This window comes from Lentzea sp. NPDC054927 (assembly GCF_053610285.1).
The window spans coordinates 37876-55139 of record NZ_JBSGXZ010000052.1 but is presented as its reverse complement, the minus strand read 5'-3'; the positions used below and the strand labels follow the sequence as shown (position 1 = coordinate 55139).

15 protein-coding genes are annotated in these 17264 nt (G+C 68.4%); 11 read left to right on the top strand and 4 right to left on the bottom strand.

Translation table 11 applies throughout. From position 1 onward, the window contains the following. The first annotated feature begins 311 nt into the window (after positions 1-311). On the top strand, positions 312-1811 hold the full coding sequence (locus tag ACWGE0_RS40600; protein WP_452266199.1) for a beta-N-acetylhexosaminidase: 1500 nt from the start codon (positions 312-314) through the stop codon (positions 1809-1811). Positions 1812-1905: 94 nt separating this feature from the next. On the opposite strand, the gene ACWGE0_RS40595 is transcribed toward ACWGE0_RS40600, so the two are convergent. Continuing rightward, a complete protein-coding gene (locus tag ACWGE0_RS40595; RefSeq protein WP_452266198.1) occupies positions 1906-3243 on the bottom strand; it encodes an aldehyde dehydrogenase family protein in 1338 nt (445 codons plus the stop codon). 194 nt (positions 3244-3437) lie between these two features. Between ACWGE0_RS40595 and ACWGE0_RS40590 the strand changes: the two genes are divergently transcribed. From ACWGE0_RS40590 to ACWGE0_RS40555, 8 genes are all read left to right on the top strand, one after another. Beyond that, positions 3438-4811 carry a GAF domain-containing protein gene (locus tag ACWGE0_RS40590; protein ID WP_452266197.1) on the top strand — a complete coding sequence of 458 codons (1374 nt, stop codon included), beginning with the start codon at positions 3438-3440 and terminating at the stop codon, positions 4809-4811. A 68-nt stretch (positions 4812-4879) separates the two neighbouring features. Then, positions 4880-6154 (top strand): FAD-dependent oxidoreductase, encoded by a 1275-nt coding sequence (locus ACWGE0_RS40585; protein ID WP_452266196.1) that lies wholly within the window; start codon positions 4880-4882, stop codon positions 6152-6154. Next, positions 6132-6689, top strand: a complete 558-nt coding sequence (locus ACWGE0_RS40580) for a DUF402 domain-containing protein (protein WP_452266195.1) — start codon at positions 6132-6134, stop codon at positions 6687-6689. The genes ACWGE0_RS40585 and ACWGE0_RS40580 overlap by 23 nt, the downstream gene beginning before the upstream one ends. Continuing rightward, complete coding sequence (locus tag ACWGE0_RS40575) at positions 6686-7273, top strand: uridine kinase (protein ID WP_452266194.1); 588 nt, start codon at positions 6686-6688, stop codon at positions 7271-7273. The genes ACWGE0_RS40580 and ACWGE0_RS40575 overlap by 4 nt, the downstream gene beginning before the upstream one ends. Before the next feature lie 46 nt (positions 7274-7319). Next, on the top strand, positions 7320-7883 hold the full coding sequence (locus tag ACWGE0_RS40570) for an RNA polymerase sigma factor (protein WP_452266193.1): 564 nt from the start codon (positions 7320-7322) through the stop codon (positions 7881-7883). Beyond that, positions 7880-8521 (top strand): hypothetical protein, encoded by a 642-nt coding sequence (locus tag ACWGE0_RS40565; RefSeq protein WP_452266192.1) that lies wholly within the window; start codon positions 7880-7882, stop codon positions 8519-8521. Before ACWGE0_RS40570 ends, ACWGE0_RS40565 begins: the two co-directional genes overlap by 4 nt. Positions 8522-8531: 10 nt before the next feature. After that, a complete protein-coding gene (locus ACWGE0_RS40560) occupies positions 8532-8816 on the top strand; it encodes a DUF6412 domain-containing protein (protein WP_452266191.1) in 285 nt (94 codons plus the stop codon). 50 nt (positions 8817-8866) lie between these two features. Next, on the top strand, positions 8867-9496 hold the full coding sequence (locus ACWGE0_RS40555) for a YidC/Oxa1 family membrane protein insertase (protein ID WP_452266190.1): 630 nt from the start codon (positions 8867-8869) through the stop codon (positions 9494-9496). Here ACWGE0_RS40555 and ACWGE0_RS40550 read toward each other — a convergent pair. Next, positions 9478-11001, bottom strand: coding sequence for a PucR family transcriptional regulator (locus ACWGE0_RS40550; RefSeq protein WP_452266189.1), 1524 nt, complete (start codon positions 10999-11001; stop codon positions 9478-9480). The two genes, ACWGE0_RS40555 and ACWGE0_RS40550, sit on opposite strands and share 19 nt — an antisense overlap. Positions 11002-11107: 106 nt before the next feature. Here ACWGE0_RS40550 and pruA point away from each other — a divergent pair, with 106 nt between their 5' ends. Continuing rightward, a complete protein-coding gene (pruA, locus tag ACWGE0_RS40545) occupies positions 11108-12733 on the top strand; it encodes an L-glutamate gamma-semialdehyde dehydrogenase (RefSeq protein ID WP_452266188.1) in 1626 nt (541 codons plus the stop codon). Positions 12734-12811: 78 nt separating this feature from the next. Continuing rightward, positions 12812-13735: a proline dehydrogenase family protein gene (locus ACWGE0_RS40540; RefSeq protein WP_452266187.1), complete on the top strand. Its 924-nt coding sequence runs from the start codon at positions 12812-12814 to the stop codon at positions 13733-13735. Here ACWGE0_RS40540 and ACWGE0_RS40535 read toward each other — a convergent pair. After that, positions 13722-16136: a hypothetical protein gene (locus ACWGE0_RS40535; RefSeq protein WP_452266186.1), complete on the bottom strand. Its 2415-nt coding sequence runs from the start codon at positions 16134-16136 to the stop codon at positions 13722-13724. The two genes, ACWGE0_RS40540 and ACWGE0_RS40535, sit on opposite strands and share 14 nt — an antisense overlap. A 111-nt stretch (positions 16137-16247) precedes the next feature. Then, a complete protein-coding gene (locus ACWGE0_RS40530) occupies positions 16248-17165 on the bottom strand; it encodes a methyltransferase domain-containing protein (RefSeq protein WP_452266185.1) in 918 nt (305 codons plus the stop codon). Positions 17166-17264 lie beyond the last annotated feature (99 nt).

Genomic DNA, 17264 nt, shown 5'->3' with positions numbered 1-17264 from the left:
CAACTCCGCCCAACGCAACAGGCGTGCCATCAACCCACGCACGGCGAAGGCACCCCCAGATCAGATTGGCGGGGGTCTGGGGGCAGCGCCCCCAGGAAACGCACGCAACAGGAACCCGCCACCCGCAAGGCGACCACCCTCAAAACTCGCGCCCCAATTGGTCTAAACCTTGACAGCCAAACCCACACCCTGAAACCGTGAGCCCTTACGCCGCCACCACAAGGTCCCCCCTTGCCCTGGAGGATGGCGTGACATCTCGCAGAGTGCGTGCAGCACTCACGGCGCTGGTATTGGCCGGATCAGGAGTACTGGTGACCGGAACAGCAGAAGCTGCGACCTCACTACAGGAACTGGTCCCCCAACCAGCCCAAATCCAACCCCGCCCAGACATCACCTTCACCCTCACCGCATCCGCCAAGATCCAGCAAGCCGCGGACACGGCCAAGCAACCAGCAGAACTCCTGGCCGACATCCTGCGCCCCTCGACCGGCTTCGCCCTCCCCATCACCACCGAGGTAGGCGGCAACGGCATCGTCCTAGCACCCGGCGCCGACCAGAAGGTGGGCCCAGAGGGCTACCAACTGGACGTCACGCCACAGCAAGTGGTCATCCGGGCCAACACCACCCAGGGCCACTTCAACGGCATCGCCACCCTCCGCCAGCTCCTCCCACCCAAGGCCGAGGCGAAGACCAAGCAACAAGGCCCATGGACGGTCCCCGGCGCCAGCATCCTCGACTACCCGAGATACCAGCACCGCGGCGCGATGCTCGACGTCAGCCGGCACTTCTTCACGCCGGACCAGGTCAAGCGCTACATCGACCAGATCGCCGCGTTCAAGATCAACTACTTCCACCTGCACCTGAGCGACGACCAGGGCTGGCGGCTGGAGATCAAGAGCTGGCCCGAGCTCACCAAGATCGGTGGCAGCACTGAGGTCGGCGGCCGCAAGGGGCAGCTGTTCTACACCCAGGACCAGTACAAGGACCTGGTCGCGCACGCGGCGAGCCGGGGTATCACGGTCATCCCCGAGTTCGACATGCCCGGCCACACCAACGCGGCGCAGGCGAGCTACGCCGAGTTGAACTGCGACGGCAAGAAGCGACCGCTGTACACCGGCACCGACGTCGGCTTCTCCTCCCTCTGCATCAGCAAGGAGATCACGTACAAGTTCATCGAGGACGTGGTCAAGGAGGTCTCGGCGATCACTCCCGGCCCGTACTTCCACATCGGTGGTGACGAGGCTCTGAGCACGCCGGACGCGGACTACGTGAAGTTCATGAACCGCGTGCTGCCGATCGTCAAGAAGTACGGCAAGACCACGGTGGGCTGGCACGAGTTCGTCAAGACCACCAAGGACACCGCGGTGATCCCGCAGTTCTGGGGCACCACGCGCACCGACGCCAACGTGGCCGCGGCGGCCCAGCGCGGCAACAAGGTGCTGATGTCGCCGGCGAACCGGATCTACCTGGACATGAAGTACAACAAGAACACCAAGCTCGGTCTGGACTGGGCCGGTCTCGTCGAGGTCAAGGACTCCTACAGCTGGAACCCCGGCGCCTACCTCAACGGCGTGACAGAAGCCAGCGTCCGGGGAGTTGAGGCTCCACTGTGGACGGAGACCTTGAAGACCTCCTCCGACATCGAGCAGATGGCGTTCCCACGCCTCGCCGTGGCCGCGGAACTCGGCTGGGCGCCGGCGAGCGTCCACAACTGGGACACGTTCGCCCCGCGGCTGGGCGCGCAGGGACCACGCTGGAAGGTCCAGGGCGTCAACTTCTACGCGAGCACGCAGGTGCCGTGGAAGAAGTGACCATTCGGTAGCTCCCAGAACAGGTAGCTCTCAGAACGGGTAGCTCCCGGAGCAGGTAGCTCTTAGAACGGGTAGCTCCCGGAGCAGGTAGCTCTTAGAAGTAGCCCTGCCCGCGGTCGGAGTAGCTGACCAGCAGGTGCTTCACGCGGCGGTACTCGGCGAGCACGGCGGTGTTCGCCGGGTACGCGTAGTAGTTGTTGACCCACACCCGCTCGGCGCGCAGGTCGTGGCCGACGTTGTGCGCCCGCGCGACGTCGCGGCTCCAGATGCCGGCGCCGAGCTGGGCGGTGGCCTCGTTCGCGATCTTCACCGCGTCGTCGCGGTCGTCGAACCTGGTCACCGAGACGACCGGGCCCAGCACGTCGTCGGCGAACACCGCGGAACGGTGATCACCTTCGAAGATCGTGGGCTGGACGTAGTGGCCGGAGGCCTCGCCTCCGGTCACCAGGCGCGCGCCCTCGGCCTTGCCGCGCTCCACGTACGCAAGAACGCGATCGCGTTGCGCAAGACTGACGACAGCGCCGACCATCGTGTCGGTGTCGAGCGGGTCGCCCGTGCGGAGCTGCCGCGTCCGCTCCGTCGCCAGGTGCAGCAGTTCCTCGTAGACGGCGGTCTGGATCAGCGCGCGCGACGGGGCCGTGGTGATCTCGCCCTGGTTGGCCGCGAACATCGCGAAGCCTTCCAGCGCCTTGTCCAGGAAGCTGTCGCGTTGCGCGGTGACGTCCGAGAAGAAGATGTTGGGGCAGCGGCCGGAGACGACCGGGTGGTCGTCGGTGCCGGTGACCACGTTCACCACGCCGGGCGGCAGCAGGTCCGCGATCACGCCGAGCAGCACGTGGATCGACGCCGGCGTCTGCAGGGCGGGCTCCAGCACCACGGCGTTGCCCGCGGCCAGCGCGGGAGCCAGCACGCGACCGGCGTTCATCAGCGGGAACGTCCACGACAGGCGCTGGTGCACCACGCCGAGCGGCTGGAACGAGCGGTAGTCGCAGGTGTCGCGGCCGAGCTGCTCGACCTCGCCCACCTCGGTGCGGATGACCGCGGCGAACTGGCGGAACTGCTCGATCAGCAGCGGCACGTCGGCGACCAGTGCCTCGCGGACGGGCTTGCCGTTGTCCCACGTCTCGGCGACCGCGAGCTCGGTCGCGTGCTCCTCCACCCGGTCCGCGATCTCGCACAGGACCGTGGCGCGCTCTCGTGCCGTGGTGCTTCCCCACGCCCGTGCGGCGCCGCTGGCAGCGTGCAGAGCACGCGCCCGGTCGGCATCAGTGCCGCGCGCGACCTCTGTGAACACCTCACCGGTCACCGGCGTGACGTTCTCGACGTACTCACCGGACACGGGCGACACGTAGTCGCCGCCGATGAAGTGGTCGTACCTCTGCCGGTACGCGACCACGCTGCCGGGCTGACCCGGTGCCGCGTACTGCGTCATTCTGGACTCCACTGTTTGGACGGCACTGTTTCGGACGGCCTGCTGAAGGGCTGGAGCGGGGGAAATGAGAAAGTAGCCAGCAGAACGTTGCATGCTCGTTGCAAGCCGCGGACGGATCAGTGACCCACGAACCCGGGCAACACGCACTGTTGCTGAGTCGCGTAAGAGACGCCGTGTTGAGTGGTACTCGCACGGTGAATTCGCCACGCTCGGTGATTTCCGCGTCGTGGCAACGGTCACTCGCCGCCAACGTCGATCCGGACCTGCACACCGCGCCCACGGTCTTCGCCGCCGACGAACTCTCCGACCTGCGCGAACGGCATCCACTGCACCCGAGCCTGCCGATGCTGCGCGAGACCCTGCTGGGCTTCGCGGAGGAGGCAGGGCACATCATGATCGTCGCGGACGCGCAGGGCCACATCCTGTGGTGCGAGGGCTCCCACGAGACCCGCGGCAGCGCCGAGGACGTCGGCCTCGCGGAGGGAACGCGCTGGTCAGAGGATGCGGCGGGAACGAACGGGATGGGTACCGCGCTGGCGGTGAACTCCGCCGTCACGGTCCACTCGGCCGAGCACCTGGTGCGGACCTACCACCACTGGACGTGCGCGGCGAGCCCGATCCGCGACCCGGACACCGGCACGACGATCGGCGTCGTCGACCTCAGTGGCCCGATCGAGACCGTCCATCCCTCGATGGTGGCATTGGTCTCGGCGTCGGCCCGGCTCGCCGAGTCGGAGATGCTCGCCAGGATGCACGCCCAGGACGAGGAGCTGCGGGCACGCAACATGCGGCACCTGATGGCGTTGCGCGGCGAGCCCGGCGCGCTGCTCAGCCCGACCGGACGCGTCGTCGCGGTCGAGCCGTACGGACTGCTGCCGTCGCGCGTCGACGTCTCCAGCGACCGGGTGCTGCTGCCGGACGGCCGCGAGGCGGTGCTGGAACCGCTCGCCCAGGGTTATCTGCTGCGCGTGCCCCGGCAACGCCACGTCCGGCGAAGCGTGTTGTCGCTGTCGTTCCTGCTGCCGGAGCCCAAGGTCGTGCTGGACGGACGCGAGGTGCCGATCTCGTTGCGGCACGCGGAGATCCTCGGCGCGCTGACGCTGGACGGCAGGCTGTCCGCCGACCAGCTGGCACTGCGGCTCTACGGCGAGCGCGGCAACCCGACGACCGTGCGCGCCGAGCTGCACCGGCTGCGCGCCCAGCTGGGCCCCGACGTGCTGGCGACCCGGCCCTACCGGCTGACCGCCGACGTCGAGGCCGACTTCCTCGCCGTGCGGACCGCACTGCGGAACGGCGACGTGCCACTGGCCGCCTCCCGCTACCGCGGCTCCCTGCTGCGCCGCTCCGAAGCACCCGTCGTGCGCAACGAGCGGGACGACCTCGCGACGGGCGTGCGCAAGGCCGTCCTGTCTCGCGGAGACGCGAACGCGCTGTGGACGTTCACCCAGACCGACTCCGGCGAACACGACGTCGAGGCACTGGAACAGCTGGTCAGGCTGCTTCCGCCGGACGACGTTCGGCGCGCCATCGCCACCGCCCGCCTGAGGAGACTCGACAGCGACGACTAGCCACCGTTGACAAGAGTCTCAGCAACTGAATATCTTCTCAACTAAGAGACTTAGTTGAGGGGGCTGTTATGCGCGTACTCATCATCGGAGCGGGGACCGGTGGCCTGTGCCTGGCGCACGGGCTGAAGAAGGCCGGCGTGGACGTGGCGTTGTTCGAACGCGACCGCACGCCGCGCAGCATGTTGATCGGCTACCGGGTCGGGATCAGCCCGGACGGCAGCAAAGCGCTGCACAGCTGCTTACCGCCGGACGTGTTCGCTGAGTTCGTCCGCACCACCGCCAAGCCGCCGGTGCGGATCAACATGCGGACCGAGAAGTACAAGGAACTGCTGGTCGGCGACCTGCCGCCGGCCACGGACGAGACCAGGGCCGAGAGGTCCGTGAGCCGCATCGCGATGCGCACGGCGTTGCTCAACGGCCTGGAGAACGTCGTCCAGTTCGACAAGACCTTCACGCACTTCAGCCGCAACGACGACGGCACGGTCACCGCGTTCTTCGACGACGGCACGTCCGAGACCGGTGACGTGCTGGTCGGCGCGGACGGCGCGCAGTCCAAGGTGCGCAAGCAATACCTGCCGCACGCGAAGATCGCGGACACCGGCATCACGTCGATCGCCGCCAAGCTGCCGCTGACGCCGGAGAACGTGAAGCTGCTGCCACCACTGGCCGACGGCGCCGTCACGCTGCTGTACGGGCCGAAGGGCGCGTTCGTGATCATCCACGTGATGCGCTTCGAGGGCGAAGGCGTCGAGGACGACTACATCATGTGGGGCTACGCGGCCTCGCACGACAAGTTCCCGGACATGGAGGGCATGAGCCAGGAACAGCTCAAGCAGGTCGTGCTGGACCTGACGCCGAAGGTCCACCCGAACCTGCGGGAGCTCTTCCGGCGCGGCGACCCCGGGACGGTGTTCCAGATCAAGGTCCGCACGTCAGAGCCGCTGGAGCCGTGGAAGTCGAGCAACGTCACGTTGATCGGCGACTCGGTGCACCTCATGACGCCCGGCCGCGGGATCGGCGCCAACACCGCCCTGCGCGACGCGGAGTTGTTGTGCCGCAAGCTGACCGAGGCCCACCAGGGCAAGAATGCCGTGCAGGCGATCTCCGAATACGAGCAGGAGATGGTCAAGTACGGCTTCGAGGCCGTGCTGGCGTCACGCGAGCAGATGGACGGCAACGGCGCGATCCACAAGCCCGTGATCGGCCGGATCGTGCTGGCGTTCCTGCGGACGTTCCTGCGCGTGACCAACGCCGTGCCCGCCCTGAAGCGGAAGATGCTGGCCGAGGACGCCGCCCACCGTGATCACGTAAATTCAGCGCATGAGGTTGTTCACGCCGGGTGAGGTCGTGGTGCGGCGTGAGGTGCTGCACGGCAAGGTCTGGTCGGAGATGCCGACCAGGGTGATCGTGGACGAGCCGGGACTGCTCGCGGTGTTCGTGGAGCCGGGCACCCGGCTCACCTACCCCGACCACCACCACCCGCACCCGTGGGACAAGCCGGAACGCGGCTTCTGGCGGGGCCACGGCAAGCTGATGCTGCACCGCCCGCAGGACGCCTACTCGGTCGACCTGTTCTGGAAGGGCGACGACCGGGTGTTCGGCAACTACTACCTGAACCTGCAGGCGCCCTACCGCCGCGTCGAGGACGGGTTCGAGACCCTCGACCACGCGCTGGACTACACCCTCGCGCCGGACGGCACCTGGGAGCAGCGCGACCTCGACGAGTTCGAGGAGCAGGTCGCGTCGGGCAAGTACACGGCGGACGAGGCAGAGGCGATCAGGGCAGAGGGCCTCAAGATCGAGAAGATGCTGGCGTCCGGCGAGATCTGGTGGGACACGGCCTGGGCGAACTGGCAGCCGTCGACGGTGTGGCAGTGAAAGTTCGACCGCTCACGTTCGACACGCTCGTCGCCGAGATCGTCTCCCGCGTCAGCGCGCTGGACGGCCGGGTGCGGGTGCTGATCGACGGCGCACCCGCGGCCGCGCCGGGCAAGCTCGCGGACGCCGTGGTGGAACCGTTGCGCGCCTTGGGTCGTGCGGTGCAGCGAGTGTCCACGGAGGACTTCCTGCGACCGGCGTCGGTGCGGCTGGAACACGGCCGCACCGACCCGTACTCGCACCGCCACGACTGGTTCGATCTGGGCGGCCTCCAGCGCGAGGTGCTCGACCCCGCGCTGGACGGCAAGGTGCTGCCGTCGCTGTGGAACGCGGCGACGGACAGGGCCAGCCGCGCCGAGTACGTCGACGTGCCCGACAACGGCGTGGTGATCGTCGACGGCACCCTCCTGCTGGATCGCTGGCTGCCGGCCGAACTGACCGTGCACCTGTGGCTCTCCCCCGGCGCCCTCGAGCGCAAGACCACCGAACAGTGGACGCTGCCCGCCTTCGACGACTACGAACCGGTGGCGGACCTCTTCGTCCGCTACGACCACCCGGACCGGCCAGGCCTGGTCGAGTCGTGAACCGCGCCTCCTCCTGCGGACATAGACGGTGCAGAGGGGAGGAACTGTGACCGACGAAGAACTCTGGGAACTGGTCCGCGACGGGAACGGAGAGGCGTTCGGTGAGCTGTTCGAACGGCATTCGCAGGCCGTCTTCACGTACTGCCTGAGACGCACCGGGATCTGGGCGGTCGCCGAAGACCTGATGTCCGTCGTGTTCCTGGAAACGTGGCGCAAACGCACGACAGTGACGGTTGAGGGGTCGTTGTTGCCGTGGTTGTACGGCGTCGCGCTCGGGGTCACCCGCAACCACCGAAGATCCCGAACGCGGTACCGAGCCGCGTTGAACCGGGTGCCACCGGCCGAAGCCCACGGCGATCACGCGGACGACGTGGCGCGGAAGGTGGACGCGGAAACACGGACCAGGGCAGTGATCGAGGAGCTGTCGAAACTGCCGCGCAAGGACCGCGAGGTGCTGGAGATGGCGGCGTGGTCAGACCTGACCCACGCCCAGATCGCCGACGTGCTCGGCATTCCCGTCGGCACGGTGAAGTCCCGGCTGGCCCGCGCCCAGCGCACCTTGCGTGAGGCAGCCACCCTGAACGAACACAGCGTGGAGGAGGTCCGGTGAACATCACGCCCGAGATCCCGCAAGTCGACCCGATCCGCGTGCAGGCCCGCAAGCACGCGCTGCTCTACGAGATCGGTCAACGGCCTGCGCGCCGTGGGTGGCGCCTCGCCGTGCCCGCGACAGGGTTGGCGGCAGCGGTGGCGATCGGTGCGGTGTGGTGGATGTCGCCCACGCCGCCCGGGCTCACCGACGCCGCAGCCGTCGACCGGTGCCAGACGGCCCTCAGCATGTTGAGAATGCCTTGGCCGGGCCCTGGCGAGGTGAGCTCCTCGGTCGTCGACCGGCGCGGGAACGTAGTCCTCGTCCTGCTGACCGGTCGAGAGACCATGTGGTTCTGCATGTTCGAAGGGGAGTCCTGGGTCGGCGACAGCGAATCCCCCCGAGGCAGCGGGGACACGAGGCTCGTGGCCTACCAGGGCGACACCGTCGAGGGAAAGCCCACAGGCATGGCGTACGGACGGGTCCGTCCCGACGCGCACACCGCCCGCCTGGACACCGCGGACGGCAGGAAGGTGCCCGTGCTGCTCGACAAGGGCTGGGCGGTCACGTGGTGGCCGTCCGACGCGAAGGCGAAGCTCGTCACGCTCTACGACGAGGCTGGTCACGTTCTCGAGACCGCGGTGCCCGAGAACAGGTAACCTGCGAGGCATGTGGCGGCCGGAGACCAAACAGCGAGCGTTGTTGGTGCTCGCGGTCTTCCTGCCTGCCCTCTACGCCTTCACGTTGTTCTCCTCCCCGACCGAGGTCGTCGCGGCCGTGACCGCGCTCGCCCTCGCGTTGATGGTCGTCGTCGCGCTGGTGCCGCTGTCGGTGGCACCGGCGCGGTCGCTCGCGATCAGGGAACGCGCTCAACGATCGGCCCAGCTGCGGCTGCGAAACCCTGACGCCGCAGGGAAACCCCGTCCTCGAGCACCGGGATGCCGGACGTTCTGACTCGGTCAGTCACGTCCCGCTCTTCCCAACTCGATACGGAGAACCAACCCTTGTTCGCTGACCTGGGCGCCGCCCTGGCGAGCTTCGGCATGCCCGCGCTCGCCATCATCGTGTTCACCATGGCCGTGCGGCTGATGCTGCATCCGCTGGCCCGTGCCGCCGTGCGCGGCGAGAAGGCCAAGGCCAAGCTCGCCCCGGAGATCCAGAAACTGCAGAAGAAGTACGGCAAGGACCTGATGCGGCTCTCCGAGGAGTCGCAGAAGGTCTACAAGAAGAACGGCGTTTCGATGTTCGCCGGCATGCTGCCGATGCTCGCGACGATGCCGTTCTTCATGGTCATGTACCAGGTCGTCACGACCCCCAACCCACTTCTGGCGGGGTCGATTTTCGGGGTTCCGCTAAGTGCTCATTTCATGAGCAGTTTTGAGTGGGTGTTCTTCGTGCTGTTCGGCCTGCTGGCCGCCGTCGCGTACCTCACCGTGCGCTGGCAGCAGTCGCGGATGGCCGCGAACCCGTCACCGACGCCCACGCCGGGATTCATGAACGGGCTCATCAAGGTGCTGCCGTTCGGCACGATCCTGGTGGCCGCGTACCTGCCGCTGGCCGCCGGGCTGTACCTGCTCACCACGACCACGTGGACGATCGCGGAACGAGCGTTGCTCTACCGCATCCTGAGCTGAAGCTGGGCGATCAGCCGGACGAGCGGGTCGTCCAGATCCAGGCCGTCACCGTTCTCCCTGGCCCGCTTCAGCCGGTACCGCAACGTGTTCGGGTGGACGTGCAGCCGTTCCGCGGCGGCGCGCACGTCCCCCAGCGCGTCCAGGTAGGCCAGCAACGACTTCGCGAGCTCCGGGTCGAGCGCGTCGATCCGGGGATCGCGGATCCGGGGATTGTCCTGGAGCAACGCCAAGATCTCGCTCACCAGCACTTGTGAACGAACGTCGGCGAGCGTCGCCACCTCGGCGTCGAGGTCGCGGGCCATCGCGTCCAGCACGCGTTCGGCTTCCTGCCGGGAGATCCGCACTTCGTCCAAAGTGGACACCGTGGAGCCGACGGCGGCCTGCACCGACGTGTGCAGGTGGCGTCGGGCCGTGGTGACGATTTCCCGGGTCAGGTTCAGGAGTTGGGCGTTCGGGGCGAGGTCCGGCAACAACACGTAGGTGCGGCCGCCGGACTCGCTGACCAGTGCGCTGCGCCGATAGGCCGCGGCGTGCACGGAGATCAGGCCGGTCATCTCGGCGCGGCGGAGTTCGTGTTCGCTGCGGTCACCCTCGCCGCCACGCAACGCGAACACCACGACCGCGGCGGGTTTGCGCGGGTCGGCGCCGATCTGGCCGGCGACCGTCACCGCGTCCATGCGGCCGGTCAGCAGCGCGGCGAGGAGGTTCTCGCGGAACCTCGACGTGGGCTGGTTGCGCTGCTGGATCAGGTGCGGGGCGGTGACGCGGGCGGCACCGAGCAACGCCCGTTCGGCCTGCTCGGTCAACGGCTGGTCGCCCTGCTGCACCCAGATCGTGCCGAGCGGCTGCGCACCCGCGTGGATGCCGACGGCGATGCGGCGACGGATGCCGAGCTCGGGACGTTCGTCGATCCGCACAACTTCCTCCGACGAGCGGAGCAGGTTGTAGACACCCCACTCGCGCAGCATCTTCAGGTACGGCTCGGGCCCCTGACGGCCGAGGATGGAGAGCCGGCGCAGTTCGTCGACCTCGTCGGACGACCGGGAGTAGGCGAGCACGCGGCTCGCGGTGTCCTCGATGCTGACGATCCCGCCGGTCAGCGTCGCAATCGTTTGCGCGAGCGCGAACAGGTCGCCGAGCACCTCGCCGTCGTCGGTCGTGGTCGTCAGCACGCCCTTGGCCAGCGACTCCAGGTGTCCCCAGCGGACCTCTGGCCGGACTTCGAGCAACGCCACGCCCGCGTCCACCGCCGCCTGTTCGAGCGCCTGGGACGACTCCTTGACCGCCACCGCGGCGGCTTTCGCCCGGCCGGCGGCCCTGATCAGCGGCAGTGCGGCCCGGCCTCGTGCGCCGATGAGCAGGGCGAGGTCGCCCGCCGCGACGTCCGGCGGGTCGTCCGGATCCATGATCACGACATCGCGCACGTCGACCTCCAGGCCGTTGGGGGCGACCTGCAGTTCGACGAGGGGATCGCCGAGCGCGATCAGGATGTGCCGGAGGCTCATAACTGTCCGATCGTACATCTGACCTGATGAATCTTGGCCAGTTGCACAACGGGTGGTGACCTGCGCGGACTTACGGTTCAGGCACCGACTAGAGGAGGAGTTGCGAGTGGACGCGGTCACCCAGGTTCCCGCCCCGGTCAACGAGCCGGTCCTGCAGTACGCCCCCGGTACCCCGGAGCGCGCCGAACTGCAGGCGAAGCTGGCGGAGCTGCAGAAGGAGCCGCTCGAGCTCACCCTGACCATCGGTGGCGAACAGCGCATGGGTGGCGGCGAGCGGATCGACGTCGTCCAGCCGCACAACCACCGCTCCGTGCTCGGCACCCTGGCCGGCGCGACCCAGCAGGACACGGTCGACGCACTGGCCGCTGCCCGCGAGGCGGCCCCGGCGTGGCGCGCGATGTCGTTCGACGACCGCGCGGCCATCCTGCTGCGTGCCGCCGACCTGCTGGCCGGCCCGTGGCGTTCGACGCTCAACGCCGCCACGATGCTCGGCCAATCGAAGACCGCGATCCAGGCCGAGATCGACGCCGCGTGCGAGCTGATCGACTTCTGGCGCTTCAACGTGCAGTTCGCCCGCAACCTGCTGGCCGAGCAGCCGATCTCCTCCCCCGGCGTGTGGAACCGCACCGACCACCGCCCGCTCGAGGGCTTCGTCTACGCGATCACGCCGTTCAACTTCACCGCCATCGCCGGCAACCTGCCGACCGCGCCCGCGCTGATGGGCAACGTGGTGCTGTGGAAGCCGTCGCCGACCCAGTCGTTCGGCGCGCACCTCACCATGCGGCTGCTGGAAGAGGCCGGCCTGCCGCCCGGCGTGATCAACCTGCTGCCCGGTGACGGCCTGGCCGTGTCCGAGGTGGCGCTGAACTCCCCCGACCTCGCGGGAATTCACTTCACCGGCTCCACGCCGACGTTCCAGAAGCTGTGGGGGCAGGTCGGCGCGAACATCGCCAACTACCGCTCGTACCCGCGGATCGTCGGCGAGACCGGCGGCAAGGACTTCATCCTGGCGCACCCGTCGGCCGACCCCGACGTGCTGCGCGTCGCCATGATCCGCGGTGCGTTCGAGTACCAGGGCCAGAAGTGCTCCGCCGCGTCGCGCGCCTATGTGCCGCGCTCGGTGTGGAACCAGATCAAGGACCAGTTCCTGGCCGAGGTCGAGGCGCTGACCTACGGCGACGTCACCGACTTCTCCAACTTCGGTGGCGCGGTGATCGACCGCCGTTCGTTCGACAAGCTGTCGGGCGTGCTGCAGGCCGCGCGGGCGGACTCCTCGCTGGAGATCGCCGCCGGTGGTACCGCGGACGACTCGGACGGTTTCTTCGTGCGGCCGACCGTGCTGCTCGGTTCCGACCCGACGAACTCCGTGTTCACCACTGAGTTCTTCGGCCCGGTGCTCGCGGTCCACGTGTTCGAGGACGCCGACTACCTGACCGTGCTCAAGCAGATGGAGAGCGCGGCGCCGTACGGCCTGACCGGTTCGATCATCGCTCGCGACCGCACGGCCGTGGCGCACGCGCAGGAAGAGCTGCGGTTCGCCGCCGGCAACTTCTACGTCAACGACAAGCCCACCGGTGCCGTCGTGGGCCAGCAGCCGTTCGGCGGCGGGCGCGCGTCCGGCACGAACGACAAGGCGGGGTCGGTCCACAACCTGCTCCGCTGGGTCAGCCCGCGCTCCATCAAGGAGACGTTCGCGGCGCCCACCACCCACCTCCACCCGCACCAGGGCTAGATCCGGCCCACCCGTGAGTGGTTTCCGCTGCTACCCGCGGCGGAAACCACTCACAACCACACCCTGAGGACGTGAACCATGTTGCGCTCCAGCCTTCTTCTGGCGTCCCGCAGCGCGGGGGCCCGCAAGCTCGTCGAGTCGACGCCGCTGACCCGGCCCGTCGTCGAGCGATTCGTCGCCGGTGCCGACGTCTCCTCCGCGATCCGCGCGACCGCCGAGGTGCTCGGTGACGGTCGTCTGGTCACGCTGGACCACCTCGGTGAGGACACCGTCGAGGAGTCGCAGGCCAACGACACCGTCGAGGCGTACCTGACGTTGTTGGCGCAGCTGGAGTCGTACGGGCTCACGAACGGCGCCGAGGTGTCGGTCAAGCTGTCCGCGGTCGGCCAGTCGTTGCCGGTGGACGGCGAGAAGATCGCGCTGGAGAACGCACGGCGGATCTGCGCGGCGGCCGCGGTCGTCGGCACGACCGTGACGCTGGACATGGAAGACCACACCACCACGGACTCCACGCTGAGCATCCTGCGTGAGCTGCGGGTGGACTTCCCGTGGGTCGGCGCGGTGCTGCAGGCCTACCTCAAGCGCACCGAGCAGGACTGCCGCGACCTCGCGTACTCCGGTTCGCGCGTGCGGCTGTGCAAGGGCGCATACCAGGAGCCTGCTTCCGTTGCGTACCAGGACAAGCACGACGTCGACCTGTCGTACGTGCGTTGCCTGAAGGTGCTCATGGAGGGTGACGGCTACCCGATGGTGGCCTCGCACGACCCGCGCCTGATCGCGATCGCCGCCGACCTGGCGTCCGCGCGCTCGAAGGACACCTACGAGTTCCAGATGCTGTACGGCATCCGGCCCGAGGAGCAGCGCCGCATCGCCGCCGAGGGCAACCGCATGCGCGTGTACGTCCCGTACGGCGACGAGTGGTACGGCTACTTCATGCGTCGCCTGGCGGAGCGTCCGGCCAACGTCGCGTTCTTCATGCGGTCGCTGCTCACGACCAGCTGAGCACCTCGACCGTTTCCAAGGCGAGCTCCAGCTTCTCCGGCTCACCCACCTCGCGCAGGATCTCCACCGCGCGGTGGGTGAGCCGGCGTGCGTTGTCCAGCTCGTGCCTGGTTTCCGCGCACAACCGGCCGTAGATCGTCAGCGCGTCGGCGTAGCCGGGCTGTTGGTCCAGGTCCAGCCCTGTCATGTGCCACAACACAACGGCCGTGTGCGCGGTGTTCCTCGCCTCTTCCTTCCGTTCCGCGCCACGGAGCCGGCACACGTGCTGCTGGACGGACGCGATGTAGACCGTGAGCGGTGTCTTCACCATCAGCGCACGACAGACCTCGACGGTGAACTCGGACATCTGCAGCGCCCGGACGTGATGGTCCGATTCGGACAGTGCGCGGGCCGTGGACTGCAGTGCGGGAGCCAGTTTCGCGCCGAAGAAGTCGACGAGCTGGGACGGCAGGCGGCGGCAGATGTCGAGGCACTCGTCGGCGGTGCGCAGCGCCTCGTGGTCGTGATCGTGACGCAGCTGCTGCTCGGTGAGGTGCGCGAGGGCGATCACCAGGTCGGCCTGGTTCCAGACGAGATCCCTCTCGGCCAGTTCCCGCCACACCTCCACGGCTTCCACGGCCGCACCGAGGTCGTTGGCGACCTGGACGACGTTGAGCAGGGCGTGACCCAGGCCCTTGCGGTCCCCGGTCTCCCGCCAGAGCATCACGGCTTCCTGCGCGGTGAGCTTGGCGTTCAGGCCCTCCGACAGCTCGCGCAACGCCTGGCTGTGCCGCATCAGCGCCTCGGCGAGGTCGCCGCGGAACGTCTCGGGGTTGACCACGGCGAGCCGGCGGAAGTGGTCGACGGCCTCCTTCAACGCCTCACCGGCGGCCTCTGCCCTGCGCAGGTCGATGAGCATCGTGCCGGCCACGACGAGGTTGCGGGCGAGCTCGGGTTCGAAACGCGGGTCCTCCTGGGCGAGCACCCGCCAGTTCGCGATGGAGAGCTGCATCGAATCCGCCGCGTGCTGCGTCTCGCCCTCGACGTGGTAGCGGCGGGCCATGGCGGCCGCGACCCGCGCGAAGTCTGCGCGGAACAGCGCGGGGTGGTTCTTCGCAAGCTCCTGGTAGAGCAGGGTGGCGCGGCTGAGGGCGGTCATCGCCGCCTCCTCCTGGCCGAGCGCCTGGTAGCGGTAGCTGATCTGCTCCAGCGCGGACGCGAGCTGCGGGGTGGTCTCCGGGTCGTCGAGCGCGATCTCGTGCCAGAGCGCGATCGCCTCCTCCGAGACCGCGAGCACCTCGTCGCGCCTGCGGGCGTTGATGAGCCGCAGTCCCAGGTCTCCCAGCGCGTCCGCGAGCAGCGGCCGGTTCTCCGGGTCCTGCCGGACGAGCTCGCGATAGCACTCGACCTCGAGCTGGGAGGCTTCGACGGACTCCTGGCGCAGGCCGCACAACATCGTGCGGGCGCTGAGCATCCCGTACATCTCGGCGCGTTCGAGCGTGTCCTGGGCGCGCACGACGAGTCGTTCGGTGAGCATCGACGGGATGGCGTCGACGGCGAACCGTTCGTCGCGGAAGACCTGCCGCGCCAGGGTTTCCGCGGTGGCGTACGAGCCGATCTCGGCGGCGATGCGGAGGCTGTCCCGGGCCATGTCACGGGCGATCGCGGGGTTGTCCGCGATGAGCTGGTCGAGCTGGGGCCGCAGCGCCGGCCAGCGGTGCGCGGCTCTCGCGAGCAGGTCGGGGTCGGGGTCGTCCGGGGTGGCGACGGCGAGGTGGTCCTCGGCGATCCGGCCCGTCCGCGGACAGTCGTCGCGCTGGAGGAGCTGCCGGACGAGCTGAGTGCGGTTCACGTCGCACGGATCACCGTGGACGGCGGCCAGCGCGGCCATGTGCAGGTCGAGGACGGTCTCGCCGGCGATGTTCGGCGGCGGCTCGTCGGGCGCGGTGACGTTGAGCTGCTTCGCGAAGTGCTGGCAGGCCAGCGTGAACGACTCGGCGCGGTCGGCGACGGTCGGGGCGAGCGCCAGGTCGGTGACCTCGTGGTCGAAGTCCGCGATGCGCTGGCGGGTGGAGGACCACCACCAGCCCGTGGTCCTCGCCGCCAGCAGCACCCGCGTGCGCGCCGGTCCGTGCCGGAGCGTGTCCTGCAGCTGCTCGAAGACGTCCTGCCAGGTGAGGCGGTCTGCGTCGTCGATGAGCAGCAGCCTGCCGTGGACGTCGTCGTCCCAGTGCTCCAGCAGGAAGTGCTGGAGCAGCCTGGTTTTACCCGCGCCTGCTGGGGCGTGCAGCAGCAGAGACGCCTGGGGCACCGGGCTGTCGCGCCAGTGCGTCAAGGCGTTCTGTTCGGACTCTCTGCCGTGAAAGGGGACCACCTGATGGGTGGGGTCCAGCAGTGCGGCGACGCTGAGTGCTCGGTCCACAGCCTCATAGTCGGTCGCTGGTCAGGCCAGGGGTAGCAAGACCACACCATCGTGGTCTTTTCCCGTTTTTCCTTCACTCCTTTGCTGCCTGGCTTGGAGATCCTCCAACAGCTACCCGCGGCGCGCGAGGTGGTGGCGATAGCTCTCGTACTCGCCGACGAACCTCGTCCGGATGCGGGCGATCTCCAGCACCTTCGACAGGGCGTCCTTGTGCCCGATGAAGTCGGCGCCGGCGTAGTGCGCGCCGCCGAGCCCGCCGATGATCCGCGCCCGCAGCGGCATCTGCTTGCGGGCGTACTCCTTGCGGAAGAAGCTGCCCGGCGCCATGCGCTGGCGGATCGAGCTCTTCACGTTCTCCGTGACGTCGCGCTCGTGGATCCACTCGAAGTCGGAGATCTCCTGCTGGAGCTTGCCGAACCGCACGGACGACCTGGGGTCGAACACGTCGATGATGGAGAAGTGGCCGCCGGGCTTGAGCACGCGCGCGACCTCGTGGAAGAAGCGTTCGACGTCCGGGTAGTTGTGCGAGCTCTCGACGTTGATGACGAGGTCGAACTCCCCGTCCTCGAACGGCAGCCGCTCGGCGTCGCCCTCGACGTAGGTGAGCCGGTCACCGCGGGCGAGGATCGCGTTGGCCCGGTTGATCGCGGACTTGGAGATGTCGAGGCCGACCGCGCGGGCCGGGTCGACGAGACGGGTGAGGAAGTTGAGGCCCTCGCCCATGCCGCAGCCGACTTCGAGCACCTTGAGGGTCCTGAAGTCGTCCTTCGTGTACGGGAGACCGCGCAGCGTCTGGAAGTAGAGCTGCTCGGAGAACGTGTCGCTGACGCCCGCGTTGAAGTTCGGGCGCAGGCCGTTGAGTTCGTTCAGCAGTTCGGGGCAGTGCATGCCCCAGTTCCAGAAGTCGCCGGTCCGCGACCACGACGCGACGTCGTCGTAGACCGCCGAGACAGCGCCTTTGAGCTGGTCAGCGTCGGGGATACCGGCGTTGAGGTCGCGCAGCCCGGTGGCCGCGTTGCCGTTGGTCATGAGAGCTCTCCCAAGGTGAGCGTTCCTTGAGTTCCGCACTGTGGCAGCGCTCCCACTAGGTGATGCCCCTTCGTGCCGAAATTTCGGGTGGATTCGTAG

Bases quoted from the DNA above. Each gene is read 5' to 3' on its own strand.
- ACWGE0_RS40560 (WP_452266191.1), top strand. From the start codon at position 8,532: ATGTGGCGGCCGGAGACCAAACAGCGAGCGTTGTTGGTGCTCGCGGTC.
- ACWGE0_RS40540 (WP_452266187.1), top strand. From the start codon at position 12,812: ATGTTGCGCTCCAGCCTTCTTCTGGCGTCCCGCAGCGCGGGGGCCCGC.
- ACWGE0_RS40530 (WP_452266185.1), bottom strand. From the start codon at position 17,165: ATGACCAACGGCAACGCGGCCACCGGGCTGCGCGACCTCAACGCCGGT.
- ACWGE0_RS40585 (WP_452266196.1), top strand. From the start codon at position 4,880: ATGCGCGTACTCATCATCGGAGCGGGGACCGGTGGCCTGTGCCTGGCG.
- ACWGE0_RS40580 (WP_452266195.1), top strand. From the start codon at position 6,132: ATGAGGTTGTTCACGCCGGGTGAGGTCGTGGTGCGGCGTGAGGTGCTG.
- ACWGE0_RS40550 (WP_452266189.1), bottom strand. From the start codon at position 11,001: ATGAGCCTCCGGCACATCCTGATCGCGCTCGGCGATCCCCTCGTCGAA.
- ACWGE0_RS40595 (WP_452266198.1), bottom strand. From the start codon at position 3,243: ATGACGCAGTACGCGGCACCGGGTCAGCCCGGCAGCGTGGTCGCGTAC.